29 protein-coding genes and 4 tRNA genes are annotated in these 24,507 nt (G+C 53.9%); 10 read left to right on the top strand and 23 right to left on the bottom strand.

Going from position 1 to position 24,507, the window contains the following annotated elements:
- Nucleotides 1–132 precede the first annotated feature (132 nt).
- A complete protein-coding gene (locus GURA_RS22830; protein ID WP_011939156.1) occupies nucleotides 133–2,808 on the bottom strand; it encodes a PAS domain S-box protein in 2,676 nt (891 codons plus the stop codon).
- 343 nt (nucleotides 2,809–3,151) lie between these two features.
- Between GURA_RS22830 and GURA_RS11590 the strand changes: the two genes are divergently transcribed.
- Nucleotides 3,152–3,505: a phage holin family protein gene (locus GURA_RS11590; protein ID WP_011939155.1), complete on the top strand. Its 354-nt coding sequence runs from the start codon at nucleotides 3,152–3,154 to the stop codon at nucleotides 3,503–3,505.
- A 117-nt stretch (nucleotides 3,506–3,622) separates the two neighbouring features.
- Here the strand turns inward: GURA_RS11590 and GURA_RS11585 are convergent, their stop codons facing one another.
- From GURA_RS11585 to GURA_RS11505, 19 genes are all read right to left on the bottom strand, one after another.
- A complete protein-coding gene (locus GURA_RS11585) occupies nucleotides 3,623–4,759 on the bottom strand; it encodes a GspE/PulE/PilB domain-containing protein (protein WP_011939154.1) in 1,137 nt (378 codons plus the stop codon).
- A gap of 79 nt (nucleotides 4,760–4,838) precedes the next feature.
- Nucleotides 4,839–5,108 (bottom strand): GIY-YIG nuclease family protein, encoded by a 270-nt coding sequence (locus tag GURA_RS11580; RefSeq protein ID WP_011939153.1) that lies wholly within the window; start codon nucleotides 5,106–5,108, stop codon nucleotides 4,839–4,841.
- Between the two features lie 150 nt (nucleotides 5,109–5,258).
- Nucleotides 5,259–5,831, bottom strand: coding sequence for a rubrerythrin (rbr, locus tag GURA_RS11575; protein ID WP_011939152.1), 573 nt, complete (start codon nucleotides 5,829–5,831; stop codon nucleotides 5,259–5,261).
- Nucleotides 5,832–5,952: 121 nt separating this feature from the next.
- Nucleotides 5,953–6,735 carry an amidohydrolase family protein gene (locus GURA_RS11570; protein WP_011939151.1) on the bottom strand — a complete coding sequence of 261 codons (783 nt, stop codon included), beginning with the start codon at nucleotides 6,733–6,735 and terminating at the stop codon, nucleotides 5,953–5,955.
- 63 nt (nucleotides 6,736–6,798) lie between these two features.
- The gene (locus GURA_RS11565) at nucleotides 6,799–7,503 is read right to left on the bottom strand and encodes a zf-TFIIB domain-containing protein (RefSeq protein WP_011939150.1); all 705 of its coding nucleotides are present in this window, start codon (nucleotides 7,501–7,503) and stop codon (nucleotides 6,799–6,801) included.
- Nucleotides 7,504–7,581: 78 nt separating this feature from the next.
- On the bottom strand, nucleotides 7,582–8,694 hold the full coding sequence (locus GURA_RS11560) for an SPFH domain-containing protein (protein ID WP_011939149.1): 1,113 nt from the start codon (nucleotides 8,692–8,694) through the stop codon (nucleotides 7,582–7,584).
- 51 nt (nucleotides 8,695–8,745) lie between these two features.
- Nucleotides 8,746–9,018 carry a BrnA antitoxin family protein gene (locus GURA_RS11555; RefSeq protein ID WP_011939148.1) on the bottom strand — a complete coding sequence of 91 codons (273 nt, stop codon included), beginning with the start codon at nucleotides 9,016–9,018 and terminating at the stop codon, nucleotides 8,746–8,748.
- Nucleotides 8,987–9,286 carry a BrnT family toxin gene (locus GURA_RS11550; protein WP_011939147.1) on the bottom strand — a complete coding sequence of 100 codons (300 nt, stop codon included), beginning with the start codon at nucleotides 9,284–9,286 and terminating at the stop codon, nucleotides 8,987–8,989. The genes GURA_RS11555 and GURA_RS11550 overlap by 32 nt, the downstream gene beginning before the upstream one ends.
- A 182-nt stretch (nucleotides 9,287–9,468) precedes the next feature.
- On the bottom strand, nucleotides 9,469–9,960 hold the full coding sequence (locus tag GURA_RS11545; RefSeq protein WP_011939146.1) for a hypothetical protein: 492 nt from the start codon (nucleotides 9,958–9,960) through the stop codon (nucleotides 9,469–9,471).
- Nucleotides 9,961–10,001: 41 nt separating this feature from the next.
- A complete protein-coding gene (locus tag GURA_RS11540; RefSeq protein ID WP_011939145.1) occupies nucleotides 10,002–10,628 on the bottom strand; it encodes a CAP domain-containing protein in 627 nt (208 codons plus the stop codon).
- Nucleotides 10,629–10,738: 110 nt separating this feature from the next.
- Nucleotides 10,739–10,837, bottom strand: a complete 99-nt coding sequence (locus GURA_RS25345) for a hotdog family protein (protein WP_232278901.1) — start codon at nucleotides 10,835–10,837, stop codon at nucleotides 10,739–10,741.
- Nucleotides 10,838–11,050: 213 nt separating this feature from the next.
- Nucleotides 11,051–11,389 carry a hotdog fold thioesterase gene (locus tag GURA_RS11535; RefSeq protein ID WP_049818914.1) on the bottom strand — a complete coding sequence of 113 codons (339 nt, stop codon included), beginning with the start codon at nucleotides 11,387–11,389 and terminating at the stop codon, nucleotides 11,051–11,053.
- 59 nt (nucleotides 11,390–11,448) lie between these two features.
- Nucleotides 11,449–11,802 (bottom strand): cupin domain-containing protein, encoded by a 354-nt coding sequence (locus GURA_RS11530; RefSeq protein WP_011939144.1) that lies wholly within the window; start codon nucleotides 11,800–11,802, stop codon nucleotides 11,449–11,451.
- Between the two features lie 90 nt (nucleotides 11,803–11,892).
- A complete protein-coding gene (locus tag GURA_RS11525) occupies nucleotides 11,893–12,339 on the bottom strand; it encodes a PPC domain-containing DNA-binding protein (protein ID WP_011939143.1) in 447 nt (148 codons plus the stop codon).
- 173 nt (nucleotides 12,340–12,512) lie between these two features.
- Nucleotides 12,513–12,986 carry a class I SAM-dependent methyltransferase gene (locus GURA_RS23450; protein WP_198134467.1) on the bottom strand — a complete coding sequence of 158 codons (474 nt, stop codon included), beginning with the start codon at nucleotides 12,984–12,986 and terminating at the stop codon, nucleotides 12,513–12,515.
- Nucleotides 12,983–14,224 (bottom strand): ISL3-like element ISGur7 family transposase, encoded by a 1,242-nt coding sequence (locus GURA_RS11520; RefSeq protein WP_011937052.1) that lies wholly within the window; start codon nucleotides 14,222–14,224, stop codon nucleotides 12,983–12,985. Before GURA_RS11520 ends, GURA_RS23450 begins: the two co-directional genes overlap by 4 nt.
- A 40-nt stretch (nucleotides 14,225–14,264) precedes the next feature.
- The gene (locus GURA_RS11515) at nucleotides 14,265–14,591 is read right to left on the bottom strand and encodes a class I SAM-dependent methyltransferase (protein WP_198134466.1); all 327 of its coding nucleotides are present in this window, start codon (nucleotides 14,589–14,591) and stop codon (nucleotides 14,265–14,267) included.
- Nucleotides 14,592–14,782: 191 nt separating this feature from the next.
- Nucleotides 14,783–15,250: a hypothetical protein gene (locus GURA_RS11510; RefSeq protein WP_011939142.1), complete on the bottom strand. Its 468-nt coding sequence runs from the start codon at nucleotides 15,248–15,250 to the stop codon at nucleotides 14,783–14,785.
- Nucleotides 15,251–15,456: 206 nt separating this feature from the next.
- On the bottom strand, nucleotides 15,457–15,933 hold the full coding sequence (locus tag GURA_RS11505) for a VOC family protein (RefSeq protein WP_011939141.1): 477 nt from the start codon (nucleotides 15,931–15,933) through the stop codon (nucleotides 15,457–15,459).
- 354 nt (nucleotides 15,934–16,287) lie between these two features.
- Between GURA_RS11505 and GURA_RS24655 the strand changes: the two genes are divergently transcribed.
- Nucleotides 16,288–16,476, top strand: coding sequence for a hypothetical protein (locus GURA_RS24655; RefSeq protein ID WP_041245413.1), 189 nt, complete (start codon nucleotides 16,288–16,290; stop codon nucleotides 16,474–16,476).
- Nucleotides 16,477–16,487: 11 nt separating this feature from the next.
- Here GURA_RS24655 and GURA_RS24650 read toward each other — a convergent pair whose 3' ends face one another.
- The 3 genes from GURA_RS24650 to GURA_RS11485 form a co-directional block, all read right to left on the bottom strand.
- A complete protein-coding gene (locus tag GURA_RS24650; protein ID WP_011939140.1) occupies nucleotides 16,488–16,718 on the bottom strand; it encodes a helix-turn-helix transcriptional regulator in 231 nt (76 codons plus the stop codon).
- Nucleotides 16,719–16,750: 32 nt separating this feature from the next.
- On the bottom strand, nucleotides 16,751–17,368 hold the full coding sequence (locus GURA_RS11490; RefSeq protein ID WP_041245412.1) for a transposase: 618 nt from the start codon (nucleotides 17,366–17,368) through the stop codon (nucleotides 16,751–16,753).
- Nucleotides 17,369–17,574: 206 nt separating this feature from the next.
- A complete protein-coding gene (locus GURA_RS11485; RefSeq protein WP_011939138.1) occupies nucleotides 17,575–19,803 on the bottom strand; it encodes a vitamin B12-dependent ribonucleotide reductase in 2,229 nt (742 codons plus the stop codon).
- Nucleotides 19,804–20,044: 241 nt separating this feature from the next.
- Between GURA_RS11485 and GURA_RS11480 the strand changes: the two genes are divergently transcribed.
- The 8 genes from GURA_RS11480 (at nucleotide 20,045) to GURA_RS11445 (ending at nucleotide 24,277) form a co-directional block, all read left to right on the top strand.
- Nucleotides 20,045–21,106, top strand: a complete 1,062-nt coding sequence (locus GURA_RS11480; protein ID WP_011939137.1) for a sensor domain-containing diguanylate cyclase — start codon at nucleotides 20,045–20,047, stop codon at nucleotides 21,104–21,106.
- 95 nt (nucleotides 21,107–21,201) lie between these two features.
- Complete coding sequence (locus GURA_RS11475) at nucleotides 21,202–22,368, top strand: right-handed parallel beta-helix repeat-containing protein (RefSeq protein ID WP_232278900.1); 1,167 nt, start codon at nucleotides 21,202–21,204, stop codon at nucleotides 22,366–22,368.
- A 142-nt stretch (nucleotides 22,369–22,510) separates the two neighbouring features.
- A complete protein-coding gene (rph, locus tag GURA_RS11470; protein WP_011939135.1) occupies nucleotides 22,511–23,227 on the top strand; it encodes a ribonuclease PH in 717 nt (238 codons plus the stop codon).
- Nucleotides 23,224–23,829 (top strand): XTP/dITP diphosphatase, encoded by a 606-nt coding sequence (locus GURA_RS11465; protein ID WP_011939134.1) that lies wholly within the window; start codon nucleotides 23,224–23,226, stop codon nucleotides 23,827–23,829. Before rph ends, GURA_RS11465 begins: the two co-directional genes overlap by 4 nt.
- 58 nt (nucleotides 23,830–23,887) lie before the next feature.
- Nucleotides 23,888–23,965, top strand: a tRNA-Pro gene (locus tag GURA_RS11460).
- Between the two features lie 7 nt (nucleotides 23,966–23,972).
- Nucleotides 23,973–24,049 (top strand) — tRNA-Arg (locus tag GURA_RS11455).
- A gap of 13 nt (nucleotides 24,050–24,062) precedes the next feature.
- A tRNA-His gene (locus GURA_RS11450) sits at nucleotides 24,063–24,138 on the top strand.
- A gap of 54 nt (nucleotides 24,139–24,192) precedes the next feature.
- Nucleotides 24,193–24,277 (top strand) — tRNA-Leu (locus tag GURA_RS11445).
- Nucleotides 24,278–24,507 lie beyond the last annotated feature (230 nt).

Here is a 24,507-nt window from a genome sequence, read left to right as displayed (position 1 = left end):
AAAGGGCGGACGCGGTTGCGGCCGTTTTCTTTTGCCCGGTAAAGGGCTTCATCCGCGGCCTTGATGAGGAAATCGGCACCTCTCTTCCTATTCTTGCTGCTCGCCGCCCCACTAACGACCGTATGATGTTTGTCAGATGGTTTTGTCACCGCTCAACGTAAAATAGAAGGTCGCCCCATTGCCCGGCTCCCCCTTGGCCCAGACCTTCCCGCCATGGCGCCGGATGATCTTCTCCACCGTGGCCAGACCGATACCGAAACCTTTGCATTCTTCGGCGCCGGGGAGGCGCTGGAATGGGACAAAGAGTTTGTCCGCGTCCGCCTTGTTAAAACCGACTCCGTTGTCCCGGACGAAATAAACCGGCATCCCGTCGATCTCCGTCGCGCTGAACTCAATGACCGTCTCCTCCCGCATGCCGGAGTACTTCCAGGCGTTGCCGAGGAGGTTATCCAGGACCACCCGCAAGAGGGCGGCATCCCCGTCGGCACTAACCCCGTCGGCGATAAGAAACGTGACCCGGCGCTTCGGCTCGGCCAGCTTCAGCTCCGCGGCAACCTCATGCGCCATGGCGGAGAAATCAACCGTTTCCCGGCGCGTCTCAACGTGGGCCAGGCGAGAGAAGTTGAGCAGGGCATCGATAAGTCGGTTCATGCGCCAGGTGCCGTCGTAAGCCTCCCGGAGGAAACCCTTGCACTGCTCGCCGAGTTTGTCGCCACACAGCTCCTGGATTGCCTGGCAATAGCCGTTTACCACGGTCAACGGCTTGCGCAGATCGTGGGCAACCGTGTAGTTGAACGCCTCCAGTTCCCGGTTGGCGGCCTCCAGCTCGGCGGCCCGTGCCGCCAGGTCGGTGTTCAGCCGTTCGATCTCCTCATCCGCCTGCTTGCGATCGGTCACATCAACTATGACGGCGAGCGAGCGGACGACCTTCCCCTCGCTGTCCCGTTCCGCTATGGCGGAAAGGAGGACGTCCAGGATCTCGCCGTTCTTCTTCACCATCTGGTACGGCACTTCCTTACAGGAGCCGGTCCGGTAATATTCGGGAAGAACAAACTCGGTGGCGTAGTAACGGGATGCCGCCGTGAGAAATTCCGTGGATAGCCGGCCGAGCACCTCGCTTCTCTCATAGCCGAGAGTTTCGAGCCAGTAATTGCTGACGCTGACCAACCGCCCGTCATGATCGATGGAATGGAGCATGACCGGGGTATCGTTGTAGAGACGGCGATAGCGCTCCTCGCTGTGGCGCAGCTCTTCTTCCGCCTTCTTGCGGGCGGTGATGTCGTTCAACACGTTCAACAGACATTGTTCCGCGCCGATTTCGATGATCTCCGTCGAATAGAGGCCGACTAGAATGGTTCCCGATTTGTTCCTTAAGCCGATCTCCATGTCATGTACTTTCTTTCCTTCAGCGAGCATCCGGAGTACAATGGCCCGATCTTCCGGGTTCTGCCAGATGTGGAGCTCCATCGAAGTACGGCCGATCACCTCGTCGCGGCGGTAGCCCATCACCCGTTCGAAGGCCTCGTTGACCTCCAGGTACCTCCCGTCTGCCAGGGACGTTATGACGAGGATGCTCGGCGTCGTTTGGAAGACCTTGGAGAACTTGTTCTCCGATTCCCGTAGCGCCTCCTCCACTCGTTTGCGCTCGGTGATGTCGCGCAACGTGACGACGGAGAGGATGATGTCACCCGACTTGGTCTGCACAGGTGTGCCGCTATAGCTGCCGATCCACGATTTATCCGTATCCTTGCGTCGGACGCTCACCTCGTAGTCGGCAAACCGTTCGCCGCGGAGCGCGCGGGCCTGTGGCCATTGTTCGAACGGCACCGGGTGTCCATCAAGGTCGGACAGTTCGAAGGTCTCCTGGTACAGGTGCAGCTGCCGCCGGACCTGCTCGACATTTTCATATTCGTGGATGGCCAGTGCCGACGGGTTCATTGTCAGCACGTTGCCCTCGAGGTCGGAGATGATAACTCCTTCGTTGATGCTGTTCAGGACAGCGTCGAGTTGCACCAGCAGTTGTTCCTGTTCCTCTTCTGCCCGCTTGCGCTCGGTGATGTCCTGACTGACTACCAGGACGTTGAGCGCGCCGCCCAGGTCATACACCGCCTGCGCTGTTTCCTCCACCCAGAGCAGGCTCCCGTCTTTGCGGATCTTGCGAAACTGCCAGTGATACACCTGATCTGGGTTCCGCAAACACATCTGTAGCTGCTCGGTCACGGCAGGGCGGTCGTCTTCATGGAACAGATTCAGTACCGATTGACCTTCCAGTTCATTTGTCGTGTAGCCCAATTGGCTTGCGCAAAATGGATTGACCGAGAGCATCTTCCACTTGGTATCGAGGGTAACGATCATGGTCGGGTTGTCGCGAAACAAGGCCCGATAACGTTCTTCGCTGAAACGCAGGGCATCTTCCGTCTTTTTTCGTTCGGTGTTGTCGCGCGTCACTATTGAGAACCCCCGCAGGTTCCCGTTTTCATCGTGGAGCGCCGTTATTATCACATCGGCCCAGAACCGGCTCCCGTCCTTGCGGATCCGCCACCCCTCATCTGCAACCCGCCCCTCGGCCGCGGCTTTTTTGAGTTCTTCTCCGGGCTTGCCGGCAGCCCGCTCCTCTTCGGTATAGAAACAGGAGAAATGTTTACCGATAATCTCCTCGTCCCGATAACCCTTCAAGCGCTCAGCGCCCGCATTCCAATTCAGGACATTTCCCTGAGTATCGAGCATGAAAACCGCGTAGTCCTTCACCCCCTCCACCTGTATATGAAACAGCTCCTCGCTTTCCCGAAGACGCAACTCAAACTGCATGGGGTTCTCCTTTGTCCGGTTACCGATACTGCAATTCATCGCTCTCGCTGCCATTTGCAATCGGGCTAAGTATTTCGTAATAATAACAGGAAGAGGAGGGGGGGCAAGTCGGAGGGCAGTTCATATTTTGTAGGGTGACTCACATTGACTGCGGACCATACAGCGCTAAGCTTTGTAAATGTACGCAATGCCGACGCACATGCCCTGCATGTGCTGTTGGAGGGTCTCGTGGCGGTGGGCCAAATCACCGGCCTTGTCGCATTCTTCGCAGTTGTGGTATGTTTAAAGAAGCAAGCGCAGCATCGTTTCAGGCGATGTTGATCGTGGACTTGAGGAGGAGACAGTGAAACAGCTCATCATCAAATGGATTATAAACAGCACGGCACTCCTCGTGGTTGCCCATGTTGTTTCGGGGGTCACCCTCGATAACTGGATGACCGTCTTTGCCGCTGCCGTTGTCCTGGGATTGCTCAACGCCTTCCTCCGGCCGGTGCTCATATTTCTCACCCTGCCGGTGACGGTCCTCACCCTCGGCATTTTCACCCTCTTCATCAACGCCTTCCTCTTTTACCTTGCGTCCCACCTTGTTCGCGGATTTCATGTTGCAGGCTTCGGGCGGGCCTTTATAGCTGCGCTCGTCTTCAGTATCGTCAGCTTCCTGTTGAGCCTGTTTATCGGAGCCAATGGCAGGAGATAAAAGTGGGAAAGAGGTGTGAATAGGATGTTGCAAGCGAACTAAAAGAAAAGGCCTGTTTGACGGGCCTTTGCTATGTCATGAAGGTACAAAAAACGTTGAGCACGGCACGCAGGTTGATTAAAGCATGAGGATCTTTTCGCGGAAAATCAGGATTTCGAAGGCGAGCACGGCCTTTGCCAGCAGCCGGTGCAGTTCGACGAATCGTTCTCCGAGGTCCGTTTCTCCACCTTCCACGTAGAGGATCATAACCACCCGCCCCGAGACGACGAGGGGGAGAAGTAACGCTGCTTTGGGCTTTTCTCCCCCCATGGCGTTTATCATCAGGTCGTTCTCCGGGGTATCGGGAATCGCGCCGAGATAGTAACCCATACCGTCTGCCACGGTCTTGAGCACCGACTGATCGATGAAAGGGATGACCAGTTTATCGAAATCCCCGATCGTTTCTCCTCGGTATACCCCTTTCCAGCCGAAGGCCGCATCCCCCCTGATCACAAACAGGGCTACCCGTTCGAATTCCTGGCCCAGGTAACCGATGAGGATGCCGGCGATTTCCTCCCGATCCCCGACCTTGGCAAGGGTTTGGGAGACATTGTCGATGGAGTAATGACCGACCCGATTGACCCATTCTTCATGATCGATAATCTCGACCTCTTCCAGTTCATCTTCATTGATTTTTGTAAAAGTCGGGGAGTTTGACGTGGCTGATGCCGGGACATATGGCGTTTCCATCCTTGCCGGAGCGGGACGTGGAACAGTGGTCGTCGGCTTCGCTGTCGGCTTTTCCTCTTCTATCCGCCTGATGATCTGCGCGTAGCGGCGATCGACCTCGTAGTCATAGTATTTCCCCAGCGCCTGGACGAGCCGCACCTCCGGGGCTGTGACCGGATTGATGATGAATCCGGTAATGAAGGAAATCTCGTCGATGGCTTTCAGGTCGGCGGGATCGGACATGACCAGGAAGAGGCGCTTCTTGTCGCGATGGATAGGGATTACCCCGTAGGTAAGGGCGATATTGCGGGGAATCAACCGGATGATCTCAGGGGGGATCGTCAGGAGACGGTCTGCGTCGATAAAGGGAACGGCCAGCTTCTTGCTCAGGAACCGGGCGAGGTCGTCCTCCCGGACATAGCCCAGTTCGATCAGGCTTGTGCCGATCTTCCCTCCGTACAAGACCCGGTTTTTCAGGGCTTCGTCGAACTGTTCCCTGTTAATCAGCCCGGCATCGAGCAGCATGTCCAAAAGAGTGATGCCCATAATTCCCCCCCCGTGGTGGTGCCAGCCTGCTCCGGCTGGTATTGGCAGCTTATCCTCTGTGTCCTTTTCCTGTCAACGACTATTGGCCGGTCGTCTGCATATCGGCGGAGGTGGCGGCCAGGAGGCATTTGTCGGCGCGTTTCATGCGCTTTATTTCCATTTCTCTCTTGCCTGCGCTACTCCGCGTGTGGCCGCTTTCCAGATACACCAATCGACTTGGCCGACGACTGCGAAAATACTTCGCTCCCTGCCCATCGGCATGCTGTCGCAGGCGCCTTTCGACATCGGTGGTGATACCCGTGTAGAGCGAGTCGTCAGAACATTGAATGATATAGACGTGCCAATTCATATTACGATTTGCTTGAGCAGTTTTCAACGGTTGAGGTCACGGCGGCCAGAAGCGGCAACGGGAAAGTGCAAGAGGGACGCGCATATCCGCTGGATATGGATAGTCGCGCCCCTCCGTTCCTGCATAATCGGTTGACAGGGGAATCGGCGCCTACCAGTTTTCCCCGAGCAGCTCGAAGTGGGCCTGTGCATGGTCGCATGCCGGGCATTTTGCCGGGGCTTCGGCCCCTTCGTGAAGATAACCGCAGTTGCGGCAGCGCCAGACCACAGGCGCTTCCCGCTTGAATACGCGGTTGATCTCGATGTTGGCCTTCAGCTCAAGGTAACGTTTTTCGTGCTGCTTTTCCGCCACGGCAATGGCCGTGAAAACAGCGGCGATCTGGGGGAACCCTTCTTCCCCGGCCACCTTGGCAAAACCGGGGTACATCTCCGTATGCTCATAGTGCTCGCCGCCTGCCGCCTCCTTGAGGTTATCTATGGTCGAACCGATCACCCCGGCCGGAAATGCAGCGGTAATCTCCACCGCGCCACCTTCAAGTAGCTTGAAGAGCCGCTTGGCGTGCTCCCTCTCCTGGTTGGCCGTCTCCTCGAATATGTCCGCTATCTGGACAAAGCCTTCCGCCTTTGCCTTGGCTGCAAAATACGTATAGCGGTTGCGCGCCTGGCTTTCGCCGCAAAATGCCGTGAGGATGTTTTTTCCCGTCTGCGTTCCCTTGATGCCCATGGTAATGCTCCCTTCTCTGTCTGGAATTGGTATGCCGGCATTGTAGCATGAAAGAAATGCAGACAGAACCATTTAACGCCGCCGGCGCGGGTATGAGGGGAAGTTTTCACCCGGCTGAGGATTAACTCAGCTGCTTTGGGCGGTAGAAGGCAACGGCATTTTCATAAAGGACCTTTCTTGCCGTCTCTTCGCCCAAGGCCTCGACGGTCAGGAGCAGATCATCATCCGTGTAGGGCCTGGGGGCACGGGTGGAGGGGAGGTCGGTGCCGAACATCAGCGCGTCCTGATTGACGGCGCAGATTTCCCTCAATGCCCCCTTCACCTCAAAATCCACGCGGCTGTAACCGGTTGCTTTGACGCGCACACCACGCTCGACCAGGGAGAGGAGGGTGGTGAAGCCGTCTTTGGACAGTCCCAGATGGTCGATGCTGACAGCGGGGAGTCTGTCGAGGGTGTCATGCAGATCGGGGAGATCCCTGGAGTCGACGTACAATTCCACATGCCAACGAGCAAGGTCGTAGATCCGCATCGCCAGCCCTTCGAGATTCTCAACCTTTTCTGAACCGCCACGCTTGAGATTAAAGCGGACTGCCCGCACCCCCAGCTCGTTCAGCCTCAACACCTCCTCGTCGCTGACCGAGGCCGGCAACTGGGTCACCCCGACAAAACCGGGGCCGAGCTTTTGCAGCGCGTCTATCAAATAGGACTGGTCCAGGGCTTGGAAGGAGCCCGAGACGATTGCCCCGCCGGTCAGGTTCACGCTTTTGGTGCGTTCCAGATAATCTTCACAGGTAAAATCATCGGGCAAGTAGCCGTTGTTTGGAACCAGGGGAAAACGCTTGTCGATAATATGGAAATGGCTGTCGAAAACCTTGAAAGTCCGCAATTTACTGTCTGTGGGCATGTCGATTTTCCTCGCGATAATAATTCTGCTGTGAACCTATTGCGGCGAGTTCGTTTTGAAGCGCTATTTTGTGAAAAATCTGATCGCATCTTTTACAATTTCAAAGAGATCAGGATCTGCATTCCTTAAGGTACTTCCGTACATATCGAAACCGGAATACTCCGTATAATCCCCGCCCGAAGCAGATTGTGCGTATTTTTTGCGTTGTTGCCGTTCTTGCTCTGCTGCTTCATCTTTTTTGAGCTGTTCCTGCCGTTCCTGCTGAAGGAGTTTTCCGCCGGCTTTCATCCATTCGAAAAGGTGCCTGAGTTCACCACCGTCGAGCCATACGCCGTGTTCTTTACAGCGATCGACAATGACACCGCTCTTTGTCCCGAAATTGACGCGGTTCATCATTTTCAAGCAAATCGGGCATTTGATGTAGGATACACCGTAGTCATGGGCTCTCATGCTGTTGATATTGTCCAGCTGGCTTCTGTTGATGGTAAATACGTTGGAGACCGTTGCTTCCAGAAGCGCTTCCAGTTCCCCCGGATCAAAAAAGAGCCCCAGGCATTCATCGCATCGTTCGATCAAAAACCTGCCGTCTATCTTCAGATCAATGGTCCTCAGCCTGATATTGCACCTTGGGCAGATGCGTTCCGATTCAGTTTCATGGGTCGTATAGTAGTGAACCCCTTTAAGGTCGGTATCATTTCGGCTTCCGCAATAATCGCATTGTATCGAGTTAGGCGGCAGGGGTGCCGAACAGTTGCAGCAATTAGCCACGTTGTCTCCTGTGGGTTCCGAATTTATGGGAAAAATACCCCAAAGATAACTTATGGTTGTGCAAATTGTGGGAGTCCATTATTCCGGCAACGGTGGAGGTGTCGACTTGAACAACGTTTCAAATTCACCGAATAATGCGGCTATCTTCCATGCGTCCATGCCTTCCTTCCACATGAGGGTTTCTTTTGTTATGGCTCCTTTTTTTATGTAACCGGTGATTGTATCTATATCAAAAGGGCCTGCCTGCTTGCCATTTTTCCCAACATAATACTTGATATCCGTTTCTTCGCGGGGCAGGGGGGGAGGCGGCGGTGCGCTGTGCGACGGTTCCTGCGGGTTGGTCACCATCTTTCCCAGCTGGCTCGCCATGGCAAAACCCATTCCCATGCCTATTCCAGCCGAGGCATCCCCGCCCGGATTATTTGCTGCGGCTTCCAAGGCATTTGCGCTCTGGAACTTCAGGAAGTTATCCAGGTTGCCGATAATTCCCATGCTGCTTTTTTTATCCAGTGCCTCTTCAACTTCCTGGGGGAGGGAAATATTCTCAACCAGAAGTTTTGTCATTTCAAGGCCGTATTCCAGAAATTCAGGGGCAATTTTTCCGGTCAGGTAAGCCGACAGTTCATTATAATTGGCGGCCAGGTCAAGGACCGGGATTTTACTTTCCCCGAGCATATCCGAGAATCTGGTTACAATCAGGTTCTTCAGCTGTTCGGATACGTCGTTAAGTGTGAAATGTCCGCCTGTTCCCACTATTTCTTTTATGAATTTTGCCGGTTCGCTGACCCTGACAACATACGTTCCGAATGATCTCAGCCGCACGGGTCCGAATTCCGGGTCGCGGAGTATGACAGGGTTTTTTGTTCCCCATTTGAGGTTGGTAAAATTCCTGGTGTTTATAAAATAAACTTCGGCTTTGAAAGGGCTTTGAAATCCGTATTTCCAGCCCAGGAGGGTGGTAAGGACAGGGAGGTTTTTGGTTGTCAGCCGATGCTGGCCGGATGTAAACACATCGGCAATCTGTCCCATGTTCACAAAAACAGCGACCTGTGATTGCCGGACGGTCAGCTGTGCGCCATACTTGATCTCATTTTCAAACCTCGGAAACCTCCAGACCATTGTATCGCTTGAATCGTCAGTCCATTCGATAACGTCGATAAATTCCGCTACGGCTTTTTCCCATAAACTCATGTTATCTCCCCTGTTTGAGAATCATTGAAACTGAACGATCAAAAAATAGCTTTAGGCAGCTTTTTTGTCTCTTTTCTTCTCCATCGCTGTGCGGAGGATCTTGTTGACGCGGGTCTGGTACCCTTTGCCCTCTTTTTTGAGCCAGTCAACCACATCGGCATCGAGGCGGATGGTGACGGTTTGTTTGACGGGACGGTAAAAACGGCCAACCACTGCAGCGTCCCAATTATCCGTCTCTGGAATGTCGGTGGTGTCGATCTCTTCATCCGGTAATGCTGCCAGCGCCGCCAGTTCAGCGGCCCGTTTCTTTGTGACCTTGCTCATAGCATTTCCTCTCTTTCCTGGTTGCCTTACGCGCTGAGATGATGCGGGCGACTTCCTCGCCATCGTCCTCGATGAAGGTATGGGCTACCAAAAGTACAACGACGTTGCCAACCATGCCCATGGTCTGCCAGCGTTCTTCGCCACCTTCGATTCTGTCCAGCATGCTGAGATGTAACGGATCGTCAAAGACCAGGGCGGCAGTTTCGAAGCTTACCCCATGCTTTGCCTTGTTGCTCATATTTTTCTGTTCATCCCAGATGGATTCCATCGAGAATTCCTATTGTATTTACTGAAATGTAAATACAAATTTCGGTAAAGTCAACGAATATAAATACCGATGGAAACAATTTATAGTCGAGGTGCTTGGTAGGCTGGTTTTGAGCTTATTGGCAAGTTTATCTGCTTAGGCGAATGATGTTCTGGTATGGGATCACTTTCAACCCCTGTTTCTTACTTCCAGAGATCATAGCCGAGGTTCAGCATCAGAGCCGATGTGCTCAGGATGACGATCTGGATTGTGGTGCGCTTGTACTTGTAGCCGACCGCAGGAACGACGCCAAGTCCGATACCGTCCAGATTCACCGGGATCTTGTTCTCGTATGGGGGAAAGTACCCGATTATCGCTCCGACGGTTAGCTTGAGGAACAGATTCTCATCCGGCGAACCGTGAATGAAGCGCTTGCCGCCGTACAAATAGCCGCAGGGCTGGTAGTAGGAATTACTGAAGACCGCGCCCCCGAGTTCCCAGCGCGATGACGACTCCCATTCCACGCCGGTGAACCAGGGGTAGGGATTACGCTTGGGATTGGAGCTGTAGTGATAGATGTATGGGCCGAAATTGACCTGCACGAGGTCGCCTTCGCTGAATACCCCGGCGTTGAGCTCGACAGCATCCATCGAAATAAAAAGGCATAATGAGCAGAGCAGCAGGATCGAGCGCATAAAGTATCCTTCCCTGTTGGGTAAGTATAACAAACTGCGCTCTATTTACTTTTCCCCCAAAAACCACCCGCAAAGTCGATGACGCACATGTTCCCGAAGCGTGGATGGGGACCGCAGGCGACGCCGGCCTTACCGAAGGCCCTGCGAAAGGTGTTCTTCCGGTGCCCCCGTCCCGGCACCCCGTCGTCGATGATGAGCTGCATCACCATAAGCCTGGCTTCTGCCGGGCCGTAGCCGATATTTTCGCCGATCTCCCCTTGCCATTCCCCTTCCCGCTCAATCCGCTCGCGCATGCCGCCGCTTTTACCCTCGTGGCCGATCGCACCGGACGCTTCCTGTTCGCCGGCGAGCTCTGCCGACGCCGCGGCCAGCCCATCCGACCAGCTGAGTGGAGGGAGCGGCTTCTGGCGGGAGAGGAAGCGGATCGCCTCGTCGACCGCCTTTACCCCTTCCGTCGTTTGTACGAGGGTAGGGGAGTTGCCGAGACGATAGTTCTTTCCCCGGAACTGCCGGCGGAATTTCCTGATAAATCCGGCATAGGCCTGCGGATTGGTGCGGGCAAGGTTGATCTCGGCGAGTACCTCTTTGGCAGGCGGCTCCGCGTGGACGGGCGCTGCACTGAAGAGGAGAAATAGTATGCAGATTGTCTTGAGTGCTTTACTGATCAAGGCCTTTTAGCTCCGTAAGAAAGAAGGCATCGATGCACTTTTCCATCGCGAACATGACTTTACCAATGTCTCCCCCATCTTGCCCCGCACTTCACGGGGCCAAATATTCCCTATATGTCAATGTTTGCTACAGTCAGCCGTGAAACACAAACGAGTTTGTCCTGTTCGTTATAAATCCTGATTTCCCATATTTGAGTCGTATTTCCCACATGGATCGGTTTCGTTACGCCTGTTACCCACCCATCGTTTACCGGTCGTCAGCGTTGTCCGGTTTGGTTTGTGCATCAAGGTTGTTAAGCCCCATTAGGGGCGTTTGAATGTAGCCGGGGGATTCATCCCCCGGATGAGATGCTATATTTCCCCACGTCACGTACGTGACGTGATGATATTTCGCCTGGATGACCGGGGAATGAATTCCCCGGCTACCAGTATTCTGTCCCTACGGGACGTAAGCAAAAACCAAACCGGACAACGCTGACCGGTCGTATGTGATTTGCGTTTATTTCGAGCCCGACAATACTCTTCTTTTCCCTGTCTACGCATAATGTTGCCGCGACACTTCCCAGGGTTTCGGCCAGGACCACCGAAGCCCCGCCATGGAGTATGCCTGCCGGCTGTTTTGTTCTGTGATCAACCGGCATCCTGGCTTTCAGATAATCGTCGCCAATCTCCAGGTATTCAATGCCGAGATGATCGATCAATGAGTTTTTGGATCTCTCTTTGATTTGATCCAATGTTGGCTGGGTTTTCCACAGTGTCATATTAATTCCTTATACAAAGGGTTATGCGTTCACAATTCCCTTTGTTCTTCCGAAGATTTTCAGTCCTGCTTTTCTCTTGGAATGCGTTTGCCACCAAAGCAATGAACTGTGCGTGTTCCCGCTAAGCCTTCGCCCGCATGGGCTATTCCTTTCGGAATAAAATATTCTTGTCCCACACCAAGAGAGATTCGCTGCTGGTCAATAATCAGGGTGTACTGCCCTTGAAGCACAGCCAGGTATTCATCGTAATCATGAGTGTGTTCTTGCGACACACGCTGCGTGCAGCATTTCCAGAAAGCGACTTGGCTCCCGTCCGCACCATCAAAGACATATCCTTCAATCTCCTCGGTGTGTTGGGAAGCGGTTGGGATTTTGTTGAGGGGATGCTTCATGAACTCAGGGAAATCATTCATCTCTCTTCCTTCCAAGGCTTTTCTTTTGTTCAGCGGGGCCGCAGTTGACCCGTCCGTGCAGCATTACCGCGGTCGGCGTCAGCCTTTCCCTTACCTCTTCGAAGCCAGACGCAGCAGCACCATTCCCGATTCCTGGTCAAGTTCGCGGGTCGCATCGACGCCGAGTATCTCGGTAATGACGACTTCCAGCACCAGGAAGGCCTCGCTGTCGCGGCGCAGGCAACCGGCCCTGACGCAGTCGTGCTTGGCGTAGGCGCCGTGAAAATGGACCTTGGGCTGGTCCCCATGCCAGAAGATCGTGCCGAAGCCGGTCGCCTCGTGGCTTTCGGTCAGTTCGCGCCAAACCGGCACCGGCGGCATCGCCTCGGTTTCGGGGCCGACCACGTAGCCCCCTTTTCTGATTCCGCCGACCATGCTGAAACAGGCGGCCCGCAGGTTTTCCCGGCGGGCAATCGTCTCCAGGCCACCCAGCACATCATCGCCATCATTGAAGCGGGCGACGATGATCCGCCCAGGTTGTCCTACTTGATATTCCATTATCCACTCCATCTGGTCAATACTGCTGATTTAAGGCACAATGAAAGCCTAAGAGGGCAGCCCTGGAAAACCTAAGAGGGCAGCCTTTGACATGAGACAAACAGCTGCTCTTAAACACTTATTTTTACCGAAATGTCCTGTGTCAAAGGTTGATCCCTCTGCTTCCTTCTTGGTTAGCCACATTTGACAGCCCCAAAGGCCGCAAAGCACGAGTTTTTATGTAATAGCTCCACATGGTCAAACCCAACGCTTCGAAGTAAATCCAGTTGATATGTGACTGGGCGTGGTGAGTCTTCTTTGTCGATGTATGCAAATACTTTATTTTTGTACTCTTCTCCTCCAAGTGAACTCAAATATTCTCCATATCGTTCCCACATCATGCTATGGACCGGCTCAGTTTCATGGGACACCAAATCTGTTATCCAGACGCTTCCACCTGGGGCTGTCAGCCTATAAATCTTGCGAAATGCCGTTTCCCAGTCTTGATCATCTCGCAAGTGATGTAAAACGGCAGCAGCCAAGATGACGTCATATCCTTGGTCCGGTAAATCGAGTGTGCGAAAGTCGCCATGAAAGATTCTGATTTCACCTGAATTGACTGCGGCAATCCGGGCATGTGCCCTTTCGAGGGCTCTGCAACGAATCAAGTGGGTAGAGGGAATAGCGACTTTAGGTTGAGCTTGCCTGCAACCAGATAAGCCATGCAGATCAAGTTGTCAGGATTCCGATAGCCTCGTGCCCGAGTTTTGGCTGATTGAATTAGGCTGTTGATGCCCTCAATGAAGCCGCTAGTCAGGCCGCTTTCAAAATGTGCCAGAATGCCATCCCAATGCTCTTTTACAGATTCGGCCATGTTCTTGATGAGTTGGATTGAGCTTGCGGCGGCTTTCCGATGCCATTTGGTCAACAGGGTTTCTGCCTCCGTTCGGCTTGAAGCAAAATAGACGTTCTGAAGGTTCAGCTTGTGCATGTAAGCTTCCGTACTCCTTAAGCTTTGACTGGTGATAATGGCATCCAGGCGCTGTTCCTCTTCCGGTGTCAGGTTCTCTGGATTTTTGAGGAACAGGTTTCTGCTCTTTTTCAGGATTTCAGGAAATAACCTGGCTTCTTGAGCCCTTATCTTACTAAGCTTATCGTTCATAAGCTTGATGACGTGGAATTTATCGAAGGTGACCACGGCATGGGGCAACTGCTCTTTGACACCCTTTATGAATGCCTTGGACATGTCAATAGCAGCGTCTGTGATGCTATCAGGATCGCCGCCATGTGACTTAAGGTCCGCGACGAAGCTCTTGACTGTTTCGTTGTCCTTTCCCGTCGTGCCGAACAAGAGCTTATGCATGTCGAGGTCGAAGAAGAAGGTGACGAATTTCTCGTCATGACTGCGCCCGGCAAAGGTTTCATCCGCACCGACCCTCTTCACCTCGGAGAAGTCTTCTGCGGCCCTTGCCTTCTCGACATAGGATTGAATCAACCGCCATAGACGGGTATCGGTAACGGCAAACAGCCTGCTCATGACCTTCACCGGCAAATCACGAGCCATGGTCATGGCCAGGGCCTCAAACAGCAGCGTAAATCCTGAGCCTGCGCGAGCCCAGGGTACCTGGACCAACTTCACGCCGCAGTCGCTGTTAGGGCACTTTACCCGTGGAACACGCGCATGAAGGTAGGCTTCGTACTGGAAGAAATTCAGATGCCGCCACTCTTTCTCCGTGGTGTCATGGACTGGTGACAACGTTCCGCAGACCGGACAGGGAAAGGTGGCTCCCCGCTGGAAGTCGATGGTTATGTCCAAACGACTTGACTTCTTGTTGAAGTCAACAGAGGTAACCTTCCACGGGATGGCAATTCCAAGAGCAGCACCAAAAAGATCTTCAGGATTCATAGCGATTACTAACCTCCAGGCTGAGTGATGGTGGCCTATCTTACATCAACCCGGCCCAGGCTACCCACTCAATTCGTCGAGGAGCCCTTTCGAGCATGGGTTGGCTCAAGTCGATGAGGTCACAATCAAAGGGAGAAGCAGATTGAAGAAGTTTGAGAGTGTTGTTGCCAGCACCACAGCCTATATCAAGTACCCTTCGGATATTTACTGTGCCTGAAACCGCAGCTTGGGTAATCAACTCCATTGCGAGTGGAGCATCGATAGTTGCGGCCTGGCCAGTTTCGAGGTTTGAGAAACGGTCAACATCGTTGTCAAACCGCTTCTGGATGTCTTTTGAAGTTGATTTGTTTTCGAGAGGTGTACTCATGATTTTACTCCGACTATAAAGGCGCTCAAGGGGGCAAATCTCCAAATTTCTAATTTGAATTTTGGAGACGTGACCCTTATTGTTTGTCTCTCAAATTTCTAATTTGAATTTTGGAGACGTGACCCTTATTGTTTGTCTCTTATTGTTTGTCTCTGCCAAGATTTTTATACGGTTCCATTGTATGCCTCCTTTTAGTGCACGTCTTTATAGTCTCTAAATACAAGCGGCTGGCATCCATTAGAACATGTCAGTTGGAGATGCCAGCCTCGGTCAATAATCTGTTTTTGCTGAAGCGTAGATTTAATGTTTTTGTCGAAGCAGTCGCAACACAACTTATGTTTTTCTTGGAGTGGGGCCACAGGTTCGTTTTCAACATATGCGAAAACTCCATCGGCTATTTGCTGCCTGGAATATCGCTCTTTTTCTGCACTCCAATCTTTCAGGCGCATACATTCCTTTTCAAGTTCTTGTATTTTCGCCGACAGCGCAAAATGACTCTGTTGTTCGGAAATAATTGTAGTGTTGGCCTTGATAATGTGGCCGTGCAACTCGTTCAGTTGAGTGGCGTACTTAGCAAAATCTCTAAGTCCAATTAAAGACGAAATCATAGTTGAAGCGGCATTTAAACTCGCCATTGCTTGCGGTAGATGTTCAATCATTTTCAGCCTCCTTTTTCTTGGGGGTATAACGGGGCTGCGCAGTTGACCCGTTCGGGCAGCCTTTCCGCCCGACCGGTGTCGAACTGCCTGGTTGGGACTTCGCCTTTTTAGCTTTCTGCCTTTTTACTTTTGTCTCGTGTCAAGGGCTGACCCCTCTGGTTGTCTGGACCCCTCTGGTTGTCTGTTAGACGCTGGTGCCAGAGTTCTCAACGCTTACGCTCCATGGGATTCTCTCGGGAGGTCTGCTGCCCGAGCTGTTGGGCGAGACCGATGAGAATTCCTTCGGGACCCCGGATGTAGCAGAGCCGGTAGATGTTTTCGTAGTTGACAACTTCGTCGACCAACGTCGCACCGAGCTTGCTGAGCCGGGCGAGGGTGTCGTCGATGTCCTCAACGGTGAACATTACGCGCATGTATCCCAACGAGTTCACAGGGGCTGTGCGGTGATCGGACTCGACGGCGGGGGCGTCGAAGCGCGAGAGTTCGATGCGGCTGTGTCCGTCAGGGGTACGCATCATAGCGATTTCGACACGCTGGCCGCGCACTCCGGTGACGCGGCCAGCCCATTCACCATCGATGGGCATGCGGCCTTCGAGGGTAAGGCCGAGTTCGGTAAAAAACTGAATTGCAGCGTCGATGTCTTTCACCACGATGCCGACGTTGTCCATACGCTTGACTTTCATGATGTCTCCTTGGTGTTTAATTGACGGCGATGCGGCCTCCATTTTGGGGAGCGGCATTGATGCACAGCCGGAAGTGAGTAGTACAAACAGAATTGCATATACGTTCTTCACGTACCCTCCTGATTACTGGCGTCTAACGAATTATTGACCAGTTCACGCGCGCGCATGAACCGGTGATCTACCCAAACGGAACATTTATTGACCTGGATAATATTCCATTTCGCATCAGGTATGATTAACCAAGGGGACCCTTTTACTCCTTCTTTTCGGTGCTCCCCTACCTATCCACCCATTCCCCCAACACCGGCCCAATTTCCAACAACCCGCGCAGGTTTTGTAATCCACCAGTTTCTCATGGTGAAGCCGGCCAAGGATGATGCCGGGGTGCCGGCTCTGGCTTGCCGCAAAACGGACGATGGCAGTGCGGGAGAAATATGGTTTTGTCTCTTTGACGAACGCATTGAACGCTTTACTGTCCAGCAGCCACTGGCCTGCCAAATGGTTGGCGTCTCGCTCCTCACCATACTTTTCTTTGTGGGCTAGATCAATTGGTATTATACCTCCAGATTGGTCCAGAACTCGGCGGAGGTTCCGAAGGTCTCGGCAAGTTCCAGCGCGGTCTCCGGGGTAATTTGCTTGGTCCCCTTGACGATTTCGTTGATCGTCCGAGGTGGTTGTCCCATGATCTGGTCCAGGTCTTTCTGGGTCCAGCAGCGGGCTTTCAGTTCCCACATCAGAATCCTTCCCGGTGCTACCGCTCGTGCAGGTTTAAGAGCTTTTCCCATTCTGATCCCCTTAGTGGCAATTATTGGACTGCTCAGTGTGGCGCGTTGCCTGCCGCATCCATGTTCCGCGCCGGATGTTCGCTGTCATTCTCCCAACGTGCCGGGTTGTTGTAGATGTAGTCACGCAGGGCGTGTAGTTCTTCGTCGTTGCGGATGATCCGCTCGTGATAGTTTCGCTGCCATATTGGAAGCCCCGGTGTGGCGCGCATTTCGTTGGTCCGTTTCGTGCAGGCGGATTTGAACCCGGCGATCAACGCCCCGAGGGATTTCGGTGACCGGTGTAGGGGCGCACGGCCGTGCGCCCGGTTTTCGGAATCGGCGTAATCAGGGGTGCAATCAGGGTGCATGCCTCCAGGGCGCATGCCATGCGCCCCTACGTTGTCACGGATAAAAACAATGCCGTGCAAATGGTTCGGCATCACGACATATTCGTCCAACTCGATTTCCTGCCGAATTTGTCCCGACCTGAGCCATTCCTCACGAACTACCTCCCCCAACGGCGTCAGTCGCGCCGCTCCGTCGACGATCTCCGCCAGGATCGGTTCTCTCTGAAAGATACATACGGTGATGAAATACGCCCCGGACAAGCGGTAATCATATGATCGCAGGCGGATTGATTGTCGGTGGTGAACGTCTGGGTTGTATGTCATGGTCATATCCGTAGGGGCGCACGGCCGTGCGCCCGGTTTCAGAACCGGCGTAATCTGGGCTGCAATCAGGGTGTATGTCTATAGGGCTCATGCCTATAGGGCGCATGCCATGCGCCCCTACCATGTTTGGTGCCGGTTAATCCTGAATCAAGCAAGAAAAAAGGCCTGCTTCTCAGCAGGCCTTCCAATTACATCACATATCAACTTTAAGCACACTCGCTATAGCCGCACACCCGGCAAACCGCGCAGCCTCCCTCATGCTCGACCACGCCGCCGCACTCGGGACAGGCGCCCCGTTCGAAGGCGGCTTGCTCGATCCCCATGTCGATCCCCATGACCTGCATGTGGGACTGGATCGCCTTGGCGACTGCGTCGGCGCAGGAGAGGACCTTGTTCTCCCCGAAGCCTGCCGGGCAGTGGCAGGAGATGCCGAGGAGCTGTTTGATTACCTGGCGCGCCTGGATGCCGCTCCGCCATGCCAGCGACACCATCCGGCCGATGGCCTCGCTCTGGGAGGCGGCGCAGCCGCCGGCTTTGCCCATGGTGGTGAACAGTTCGAACAGGCCGCTGTTGTCTTCGTTGACCGTTACGTAGAGCGGGCCGCAGCCGGTCTGCATCTGGTAGGTCCAGCCTTTGAGAGCCTTGGGGCGTTCCCGCTTGTGCGACCGTTTCTCTTCGCCCGTCGGGTGGACCTGGGGCGTTTCCTCTTTCTTGCCGGTGGAGAGCACCTGCTCGTCCCTGGAGCCGTCGCGGTAGATGGTCACCCCTTTGCAGTTCGACTCGTAGGCGAGGCGGTAGACCTTTTCCACGTCTTCAAAGGTGGCGCTGTTGGGGAAGTTGACCGTTTTGCTGACGGCGTTGTCGGTATATTTCTGGAAGGCCGCCTGCATGGCTATGTGGACTTCCGGGGTGATGTCGTGGGCGGTGACGAATATGTTGCGGACCGCTTCTGGAATTTCCGGGATATCGTGAACCGTGCCGTGCTCGGCAATCTTCTTCATGAGCTCTTCCGAATAGAAACCCTGTGCCTTGGCGATCTCTTCGAAGATCGGGTTGACTTCCAGGAGGATGTTCTTGTCCATGACCTGGCGGACGAAGGAGACGGCGAAGAGCGGCTCCACGCCCGATGAGGCATTGGCGATGATGGATATGGTGCCGGTCGGGGCAATGGTGGTGACGGTGGCGTTCCTGATCGGTCCCTTGCCCGGCGCATCGAAGACGGAGCCCTTGAAGTTGGGGAAGGTGCCGCGGGTTTTGGCCAGCTCGACGGAGGCGGCATGCCCTTCGTCGTTGATGAACTTCATCACCTTTTCCCCCAGCTCGATGGCTTTCATTGAGTTGTAGGGGATGCCGAGCAGGATCAGCATGTCTGCCCATCCCATGACGCCGAGGCCGATCTTGCGGTTGCTGCGGGTCATGGTGTCGATCTGCTCCAGCGGGTAATTGTTGACCTCGATGACGTTATCGAGGAAATTGACTGCCAGCTGGATGACCTCTTTGAGCCGTTCCCAGTTCACTTCGCCGTTCTGCACCATCTTCCCCAGGTTGATGGAGCCGAGGTTGCAGGATTCGTAGGGGAGGAGCGGTTGCTCGCCGCAGGGGTTGGTCGATTCGATCTCGCCGATGTGCGGGGTCGGGTTGTCCTTGTTGAGGCGGTCGAGGAAGATGATGCCGGGCTCGCCGTTCTCCCACGCCTGCTTGACGATGCGGTTGAACACCTTGCGGGCGTTGAGTATGCCGGCTTTTTCTCCGCTGCGGGGGTTGACGATGTTATAATCGGTGTCTGCGTCGACTGCTTTCATGAACGCTTCCGTGATGCCGACCGAGATATTGAAGTTGTTGAGCTGCCTCTGGTCGGCCTTGCACATGATGAAGTCCATGATGTCCGGGTGATCGACGCGGAGTATCCCCATATTGGCGCCGCGCCGGGTACCCCCCTGCTTGATGGTTTCCGTTGCCACATCGAAGACCCGCATGAAGGAGAGGGGACCGCTGGAAATGCCGGTGGTGGACATGACCACGTCGTTGGCCGGGCGGAGACGGGAGAAGGAGAAGCCGGTGCCGCCGCCTGATTTGTGGATGAGGGCCGTATATTTGACCGCTTCGAAGATCTCTTCCATGGAGTCCCCGACCGGCAGGACAAAGCAGGCGGAGAGCTGACCCAGTTCTCGTCCTGCGTTCATAAGTGTAGGCGAGTTGGGGAGGAATTCAAACGCGGTCATCATGGCGTAAAACTTATCGGCAAGGGCCGCAAGATCGGCCTTTTGATCGAACCTTGCATTGGCAACGGCAATGGATTCGGCAACGCGGCGAAACATATCGACCGGAGTTTCCAGCACTTTACCTTCCTTGTCCCGCTTCAGGTAGCGCTTTTCCAGGACGGTCAGGGCGTTTTTCGACAAGCCGGGGATGGTTCCCTTGGTGGTTTTTTTCATAACGTTCTGTTCTCCTTGATAAAATTAAATTGCATGGTTGTCGCTGAATGTAATACCACATTTTGTGGCGTGCGATGAAATAAACCACAACATGTATGGCCTGTCAAGCGAATATAGATTAAAATTGTAACCAGTTGATTAGACGCCAGATGTGACGTAAGAGGTGGAAATGGTATGAGTATTAATTTACAATAGCGGCTGATTGTGATAATGGTTAACGATTATTTTTGCCGGAGTTCTTATGTCTCAAACCGATGACTGCTGCAAGGAATCCCTCGAAGCCCAGGTAAAAGCCCTCAAGGATCTCATCGAGGTTGCGAAGGCGGTTGTTTCAACACTTGACCTTGATACGGTGCTTCAGGCTATCCTGACCAGCGCCATGCGTTTTGCCTCCACACCGGCTGGAAGTGTGGCCCTCTACGACGATAAGAAAAATGAGTTTTCCCTCCATGCCCATTCGGGGTTGACGGCTGATTTTATTAAAAAGGAACGATGGGATGCCTCCCCTGGCGGCCTCACCGAGCAGGTGCTTAAGGCCGGAGAAATTTTTTTCGTTGAAGATACCGCCAAAATTCCGTACTTCAATAATCCCATCGCCATCAAGGAAGGTATCCGATCGCTGGTCTGCGTCCCTCTCCTCCTGCACAACAGAGTTATGGGCGTGCTGTACCTGGACGATTTCGTCCCGCGCAAGTTCGACCGGGAAAAGATGAACCTCCTCTCGGTGCTGGCTTCCTTTGCGGCTATGGCCATATACAACGCCAAACTGCACCAAAGGACGAAAATCCTTGCCATTACCGATGCCTTGACCGGGTTATACAATCACCGTTACTTTCATCAGCTTTTCAATCAGGAACTGGGAAGGGCAAAGCGTTATCGAAAAAATCTTTCCATAATCATGCTCGATGTGGACGATTTCAAGAAGTTCAACGACAAGTTCGGCCATTCCACCGGCGATCTGGTGTTGGCTTCCATTGGAGAAATCATAACCGGAACCCTGCGGGGCGTTGACCATGCCTTCCGCTATGGTGGTGAAGAGTTTGTCGTGCTTCTCCCCGAAACGAAGCTCGAAAGCGCCGTGCAGGTTGCTGAACGGCTTCGCGAAAGTATTACGCAGGAGACGACGGCCAAGTTGAAAGGGATCTCCGATTTCGGGGTCACGGTAAGCGTGGGGGTCGCCTGTTATCCGAATGATGCCGTCAAACGGGAAGATCTCTTCAACAAGGTTGACAGTTTGCTCTATCAGGCAAAGGTTTTCGGAAAGAATAAGGTATATTTCAACAAGGAGGATGCGGTGGATTAAGGCCGCGTTGCCCTATGTCCGTAATGATGCTGAAAAAGATTTGTGCCTTCGGGCTTGCTGTGATCAGTTTTGCTATGTCGTTTCCCGCAGGTGTTATGGCTGTCTCCGATATGTCCGGGGAAAAATCTGCACCACCGGTGCAGACGGTTCCATCAGGGGATGTTGCCGTTCGTCCTCTTGATAAGCCCGCAACTGCGCAAGGCAGCCCGAAGGATTCGCAAAAACGGGCTGTTCTGCCGGGAAGCGCCGATCGTTCCTACCGTAACCAGACCATTACCGAAGACGTCGTCTGGCGCGGCGAAATACTGATAGAGGGTGGCGTGACCATTGCCACCCAGTCTACCCTGACGATCGAACCGGGGACTGTAGTCAGGTTCAGACGCACGGATGAAGAGGGTGGCGACAATCCTCTCCTGCTCGTTCATGGACGGATACTGGCTTTTGGAGGGGCGGAAAAACCGGTGCTGTTCACCTCGAACTTTGCCGAACCACAGCCCGGTGACTGGCAGGGGATCGTCATAATGGCCAGCGAAAAGAAAAATCTCCTGGAAAACTGCCGCATAGCCGGCGCCGAAACCGGCATCGAAGCGCTCTTTTCCACAATAACCATGAAAAATGTGCTGTTTGCCACGTGCGGCACCGGTGCCCGGATTCAGGATTGCCTGGCGACCATATCGGGCGGTGGGGCGAGTAGCTGCGCGGTCGGACTGAATCTGCTGGAAAGTGAAGTCGATCTGCGCGACAGCAATTTTTCCGGCAACCGCCAGGCTGTAGTCGCGGTTAAAACTTCCCTCTACCTGGGGGGGGCAACGTTTTACGGCAATGACCAGGAAGCCTTGAAAGTTGAGAGTTCGCGGGTCAGGATCATCGGCAACAGCTTCAGTGTCAACGGTAGCGGCATCAGCCTTTCCCAGTGCGAAGGGACGGTTTCCGCCAACCGGATTCTGAAAAACACCGATTACGGTCTTTCACTGGCAAAATCGCGAGTAAAAGTGACCGGCAACGAGATTGCACAAAACGGCAAGATCGGTTTGCGGGTGGAAGACGGCAAGGGGGTTGCCTGGGGGAACACCTTTGCCGCCAATGGCGAGTACGACCTCTATAACGCCGGAACCGAAGATTTCAAGGCAATGGGCAACTGGTGGGGGGACGGAACGCCGTTCTCCTTTGCCAAGCGTATTTACGATCGGCGCAACGATGCCGGCCGCGGCAAGGTATACTATATCCCGGTTCTGCGGTCAAAGCCCCAATCCGATATCTGAAAAAGCCGTGAGTAGTAAGTAGTAAGTAGTAAGTTGTGAGTCGTGAGCAGTGAGTCGTGAGCAGTGAGCAGTGAGTCGTTAAGTCTTACAGCTCACTACTTACTGCTCACTACTCACGGATTTTCAATCCAAAAGGAGTATTATGCGTTTTGATGGCCGCGGGGCTGAGAGCCTCAGAGAAGTGAAGATAACCAGAAATTACCTCAAGCATGCGGAAGGTTCGGTGCTCATAGAATTCGGCGATACCAAGGTAATATGTACCGCATCGGTCGAGGGTTCCGTGCCGCCGTTTCTGCGCGGCAAGGGGACCGGTTGGGTGACGGCGGAATATTCCATGCTGCCGCGTGCCACTCATACCCGCTCGCATCGGGAATCTTCAAAGGGGAAGGTGGGGGGGCGCACCCATGAGATCCAGCGCCTCATCGGCCGTTCCCTGCGCGCCGTTATGGACATGAACCTGCTCGGGGAGCGGAGCGTGCTCATCGACTGCGACGTGATCCAGGCCGACGGTGGGACCCGTACCGCCTCCATCACCGGGGCGTACGTGGCGCTTTACGATGCACTGGATGGACTCGTAAAAAAAGGGGAGCTGGCGGCAATGCCTCTCAAGGAGGCCGTTGCTGCCGTCAGTGTCGGCATAGTCGATGGGACGCCGCTCCTTGACCTTAACTATGTGGAAGACTCGTCTGCAGAGGTGGACATGAACTTCGTCATGACCTCCTCGAACCGTTTCGTCGAGGTACAGGGGACCGCCGAGGCGGAGCCGTTCACCGTCGAGCAGATGGATGCCATGCGCGACCTGGCGATTTCCGGCATTAAAAGGCTGTTCCAGATCCAGAAAGAGGCCCTTTGCCAATGAAAGAGCTCGTAGTTGCCAGCGGTAACAAAGGAAAACTGCGCGAAATCGAAGAGCTGTTGCGGCAAAGCGTCGAAAGGCTTCTCTCGCCGGCCGATTTTTCCCAATTCCCGGTAGTTGTGGAGGATGGGGAGACCTTTGCCGAAAATGCCGTAAAAAAAGCACGGGCTGCGGCTGAGGCCACCGGCCTGCCGGTAATAGCGGATGATTCCGGCCTGGTGGTCGATGCCCTTGGTGGCCGCCCCGGGGTCTATTCCGCCCGGTTTGCCGGAGAAGCGGCCGACGACGGAGACAACAACGCCAAGCTTGTGCGGGAGCTGGCAGGGGTGCCGCAGGAGAAACGCACGGCAGCCTTTCACTGCGTCATAGCCCTTTGTTGGCCGGACGGCACCTGCCACACCTTTGACGGCGAACTGCGGGGGCTCATCCTCGAAACGTTGCGGGGGGAGGGTGGTTTCGGTTACGACCCGTACTTTCTCGTGCCGGAATTCGGCCAAACCCTTGCCGAGCTACCGATGGCGATCAAGAACAGGATCAGTCACAGGGGGAAGGCGTTGGCTATGTTGAAGGCATTCCTGGGACGGTCCGATAAAAAAATAAATTGATTCAAATGTAAAAAAGCTTGCGGCCGGTTTGGTCCTGTGCTATAAGAGTTATCTTTATCGGGGTGTAGCGCAGCCTGGCTAGCGCACCTGCCTTGGGAGCAGGGGGCCGGAGGTTCGAATCCTCTCACCCCGACCATTTTTGTGCGCCTGTGGCTCAGTTGGATAGAGCAACGGACTTCTAATCCGTAGGTCAGAGGTTCGAATCCTCTCAGGCGCGCCATTTCCCAAATATGGTGGCTATGGTGAAGCGGTTAACACAAACGACTGTGACTCGTTCATACGTGGGTTCGAATCCCACTAGCCACCCCAATTAAAATCAAAGCCCCGTGATAAGCGGGGTTTGTTGTTATATGCACCAAACTTGCGAGATTGGCGGAATTGGCAGACGCACCAGACTTAGGATCTGGCGGGGTAACTCGTGGGAGTTCAAGTCTCCCATCTCGCACCATCAAGTAAATCAAAGGGATAGCCTTTTTAGGCTGTCCCTTTTTGTTTACGGATGTTGCCCCACTTCTCATTTCGTCATGCTTGTCTTGCGATAAATCCGCATTCTGTCTATACACCCGGACCATCGCCCTCCTTCTGCTCACCTTGTGATCCTTGTTGGAAAAAACCGGAATAGTGGGTTGAAGTATGTACTCAACCTCGTCAAATTTACGATGCAAAATTGTAAAATAA

The sequence above is a fragment of the Geotalea uraniireducens Rf4 genome (assembly GCF_000016745.1).
GTDB lineage: Bacteria > Desulfobacterota > Desulfuromonadia > Geobacterales > Geobacteraceae > Geotalea > Geotalea uraniireducens.
The sequence above is the reverse complement of the archived record's forward strand: the minus strand, read 5'-3'. Positions and strand labels throughout refer to the sequence as shown.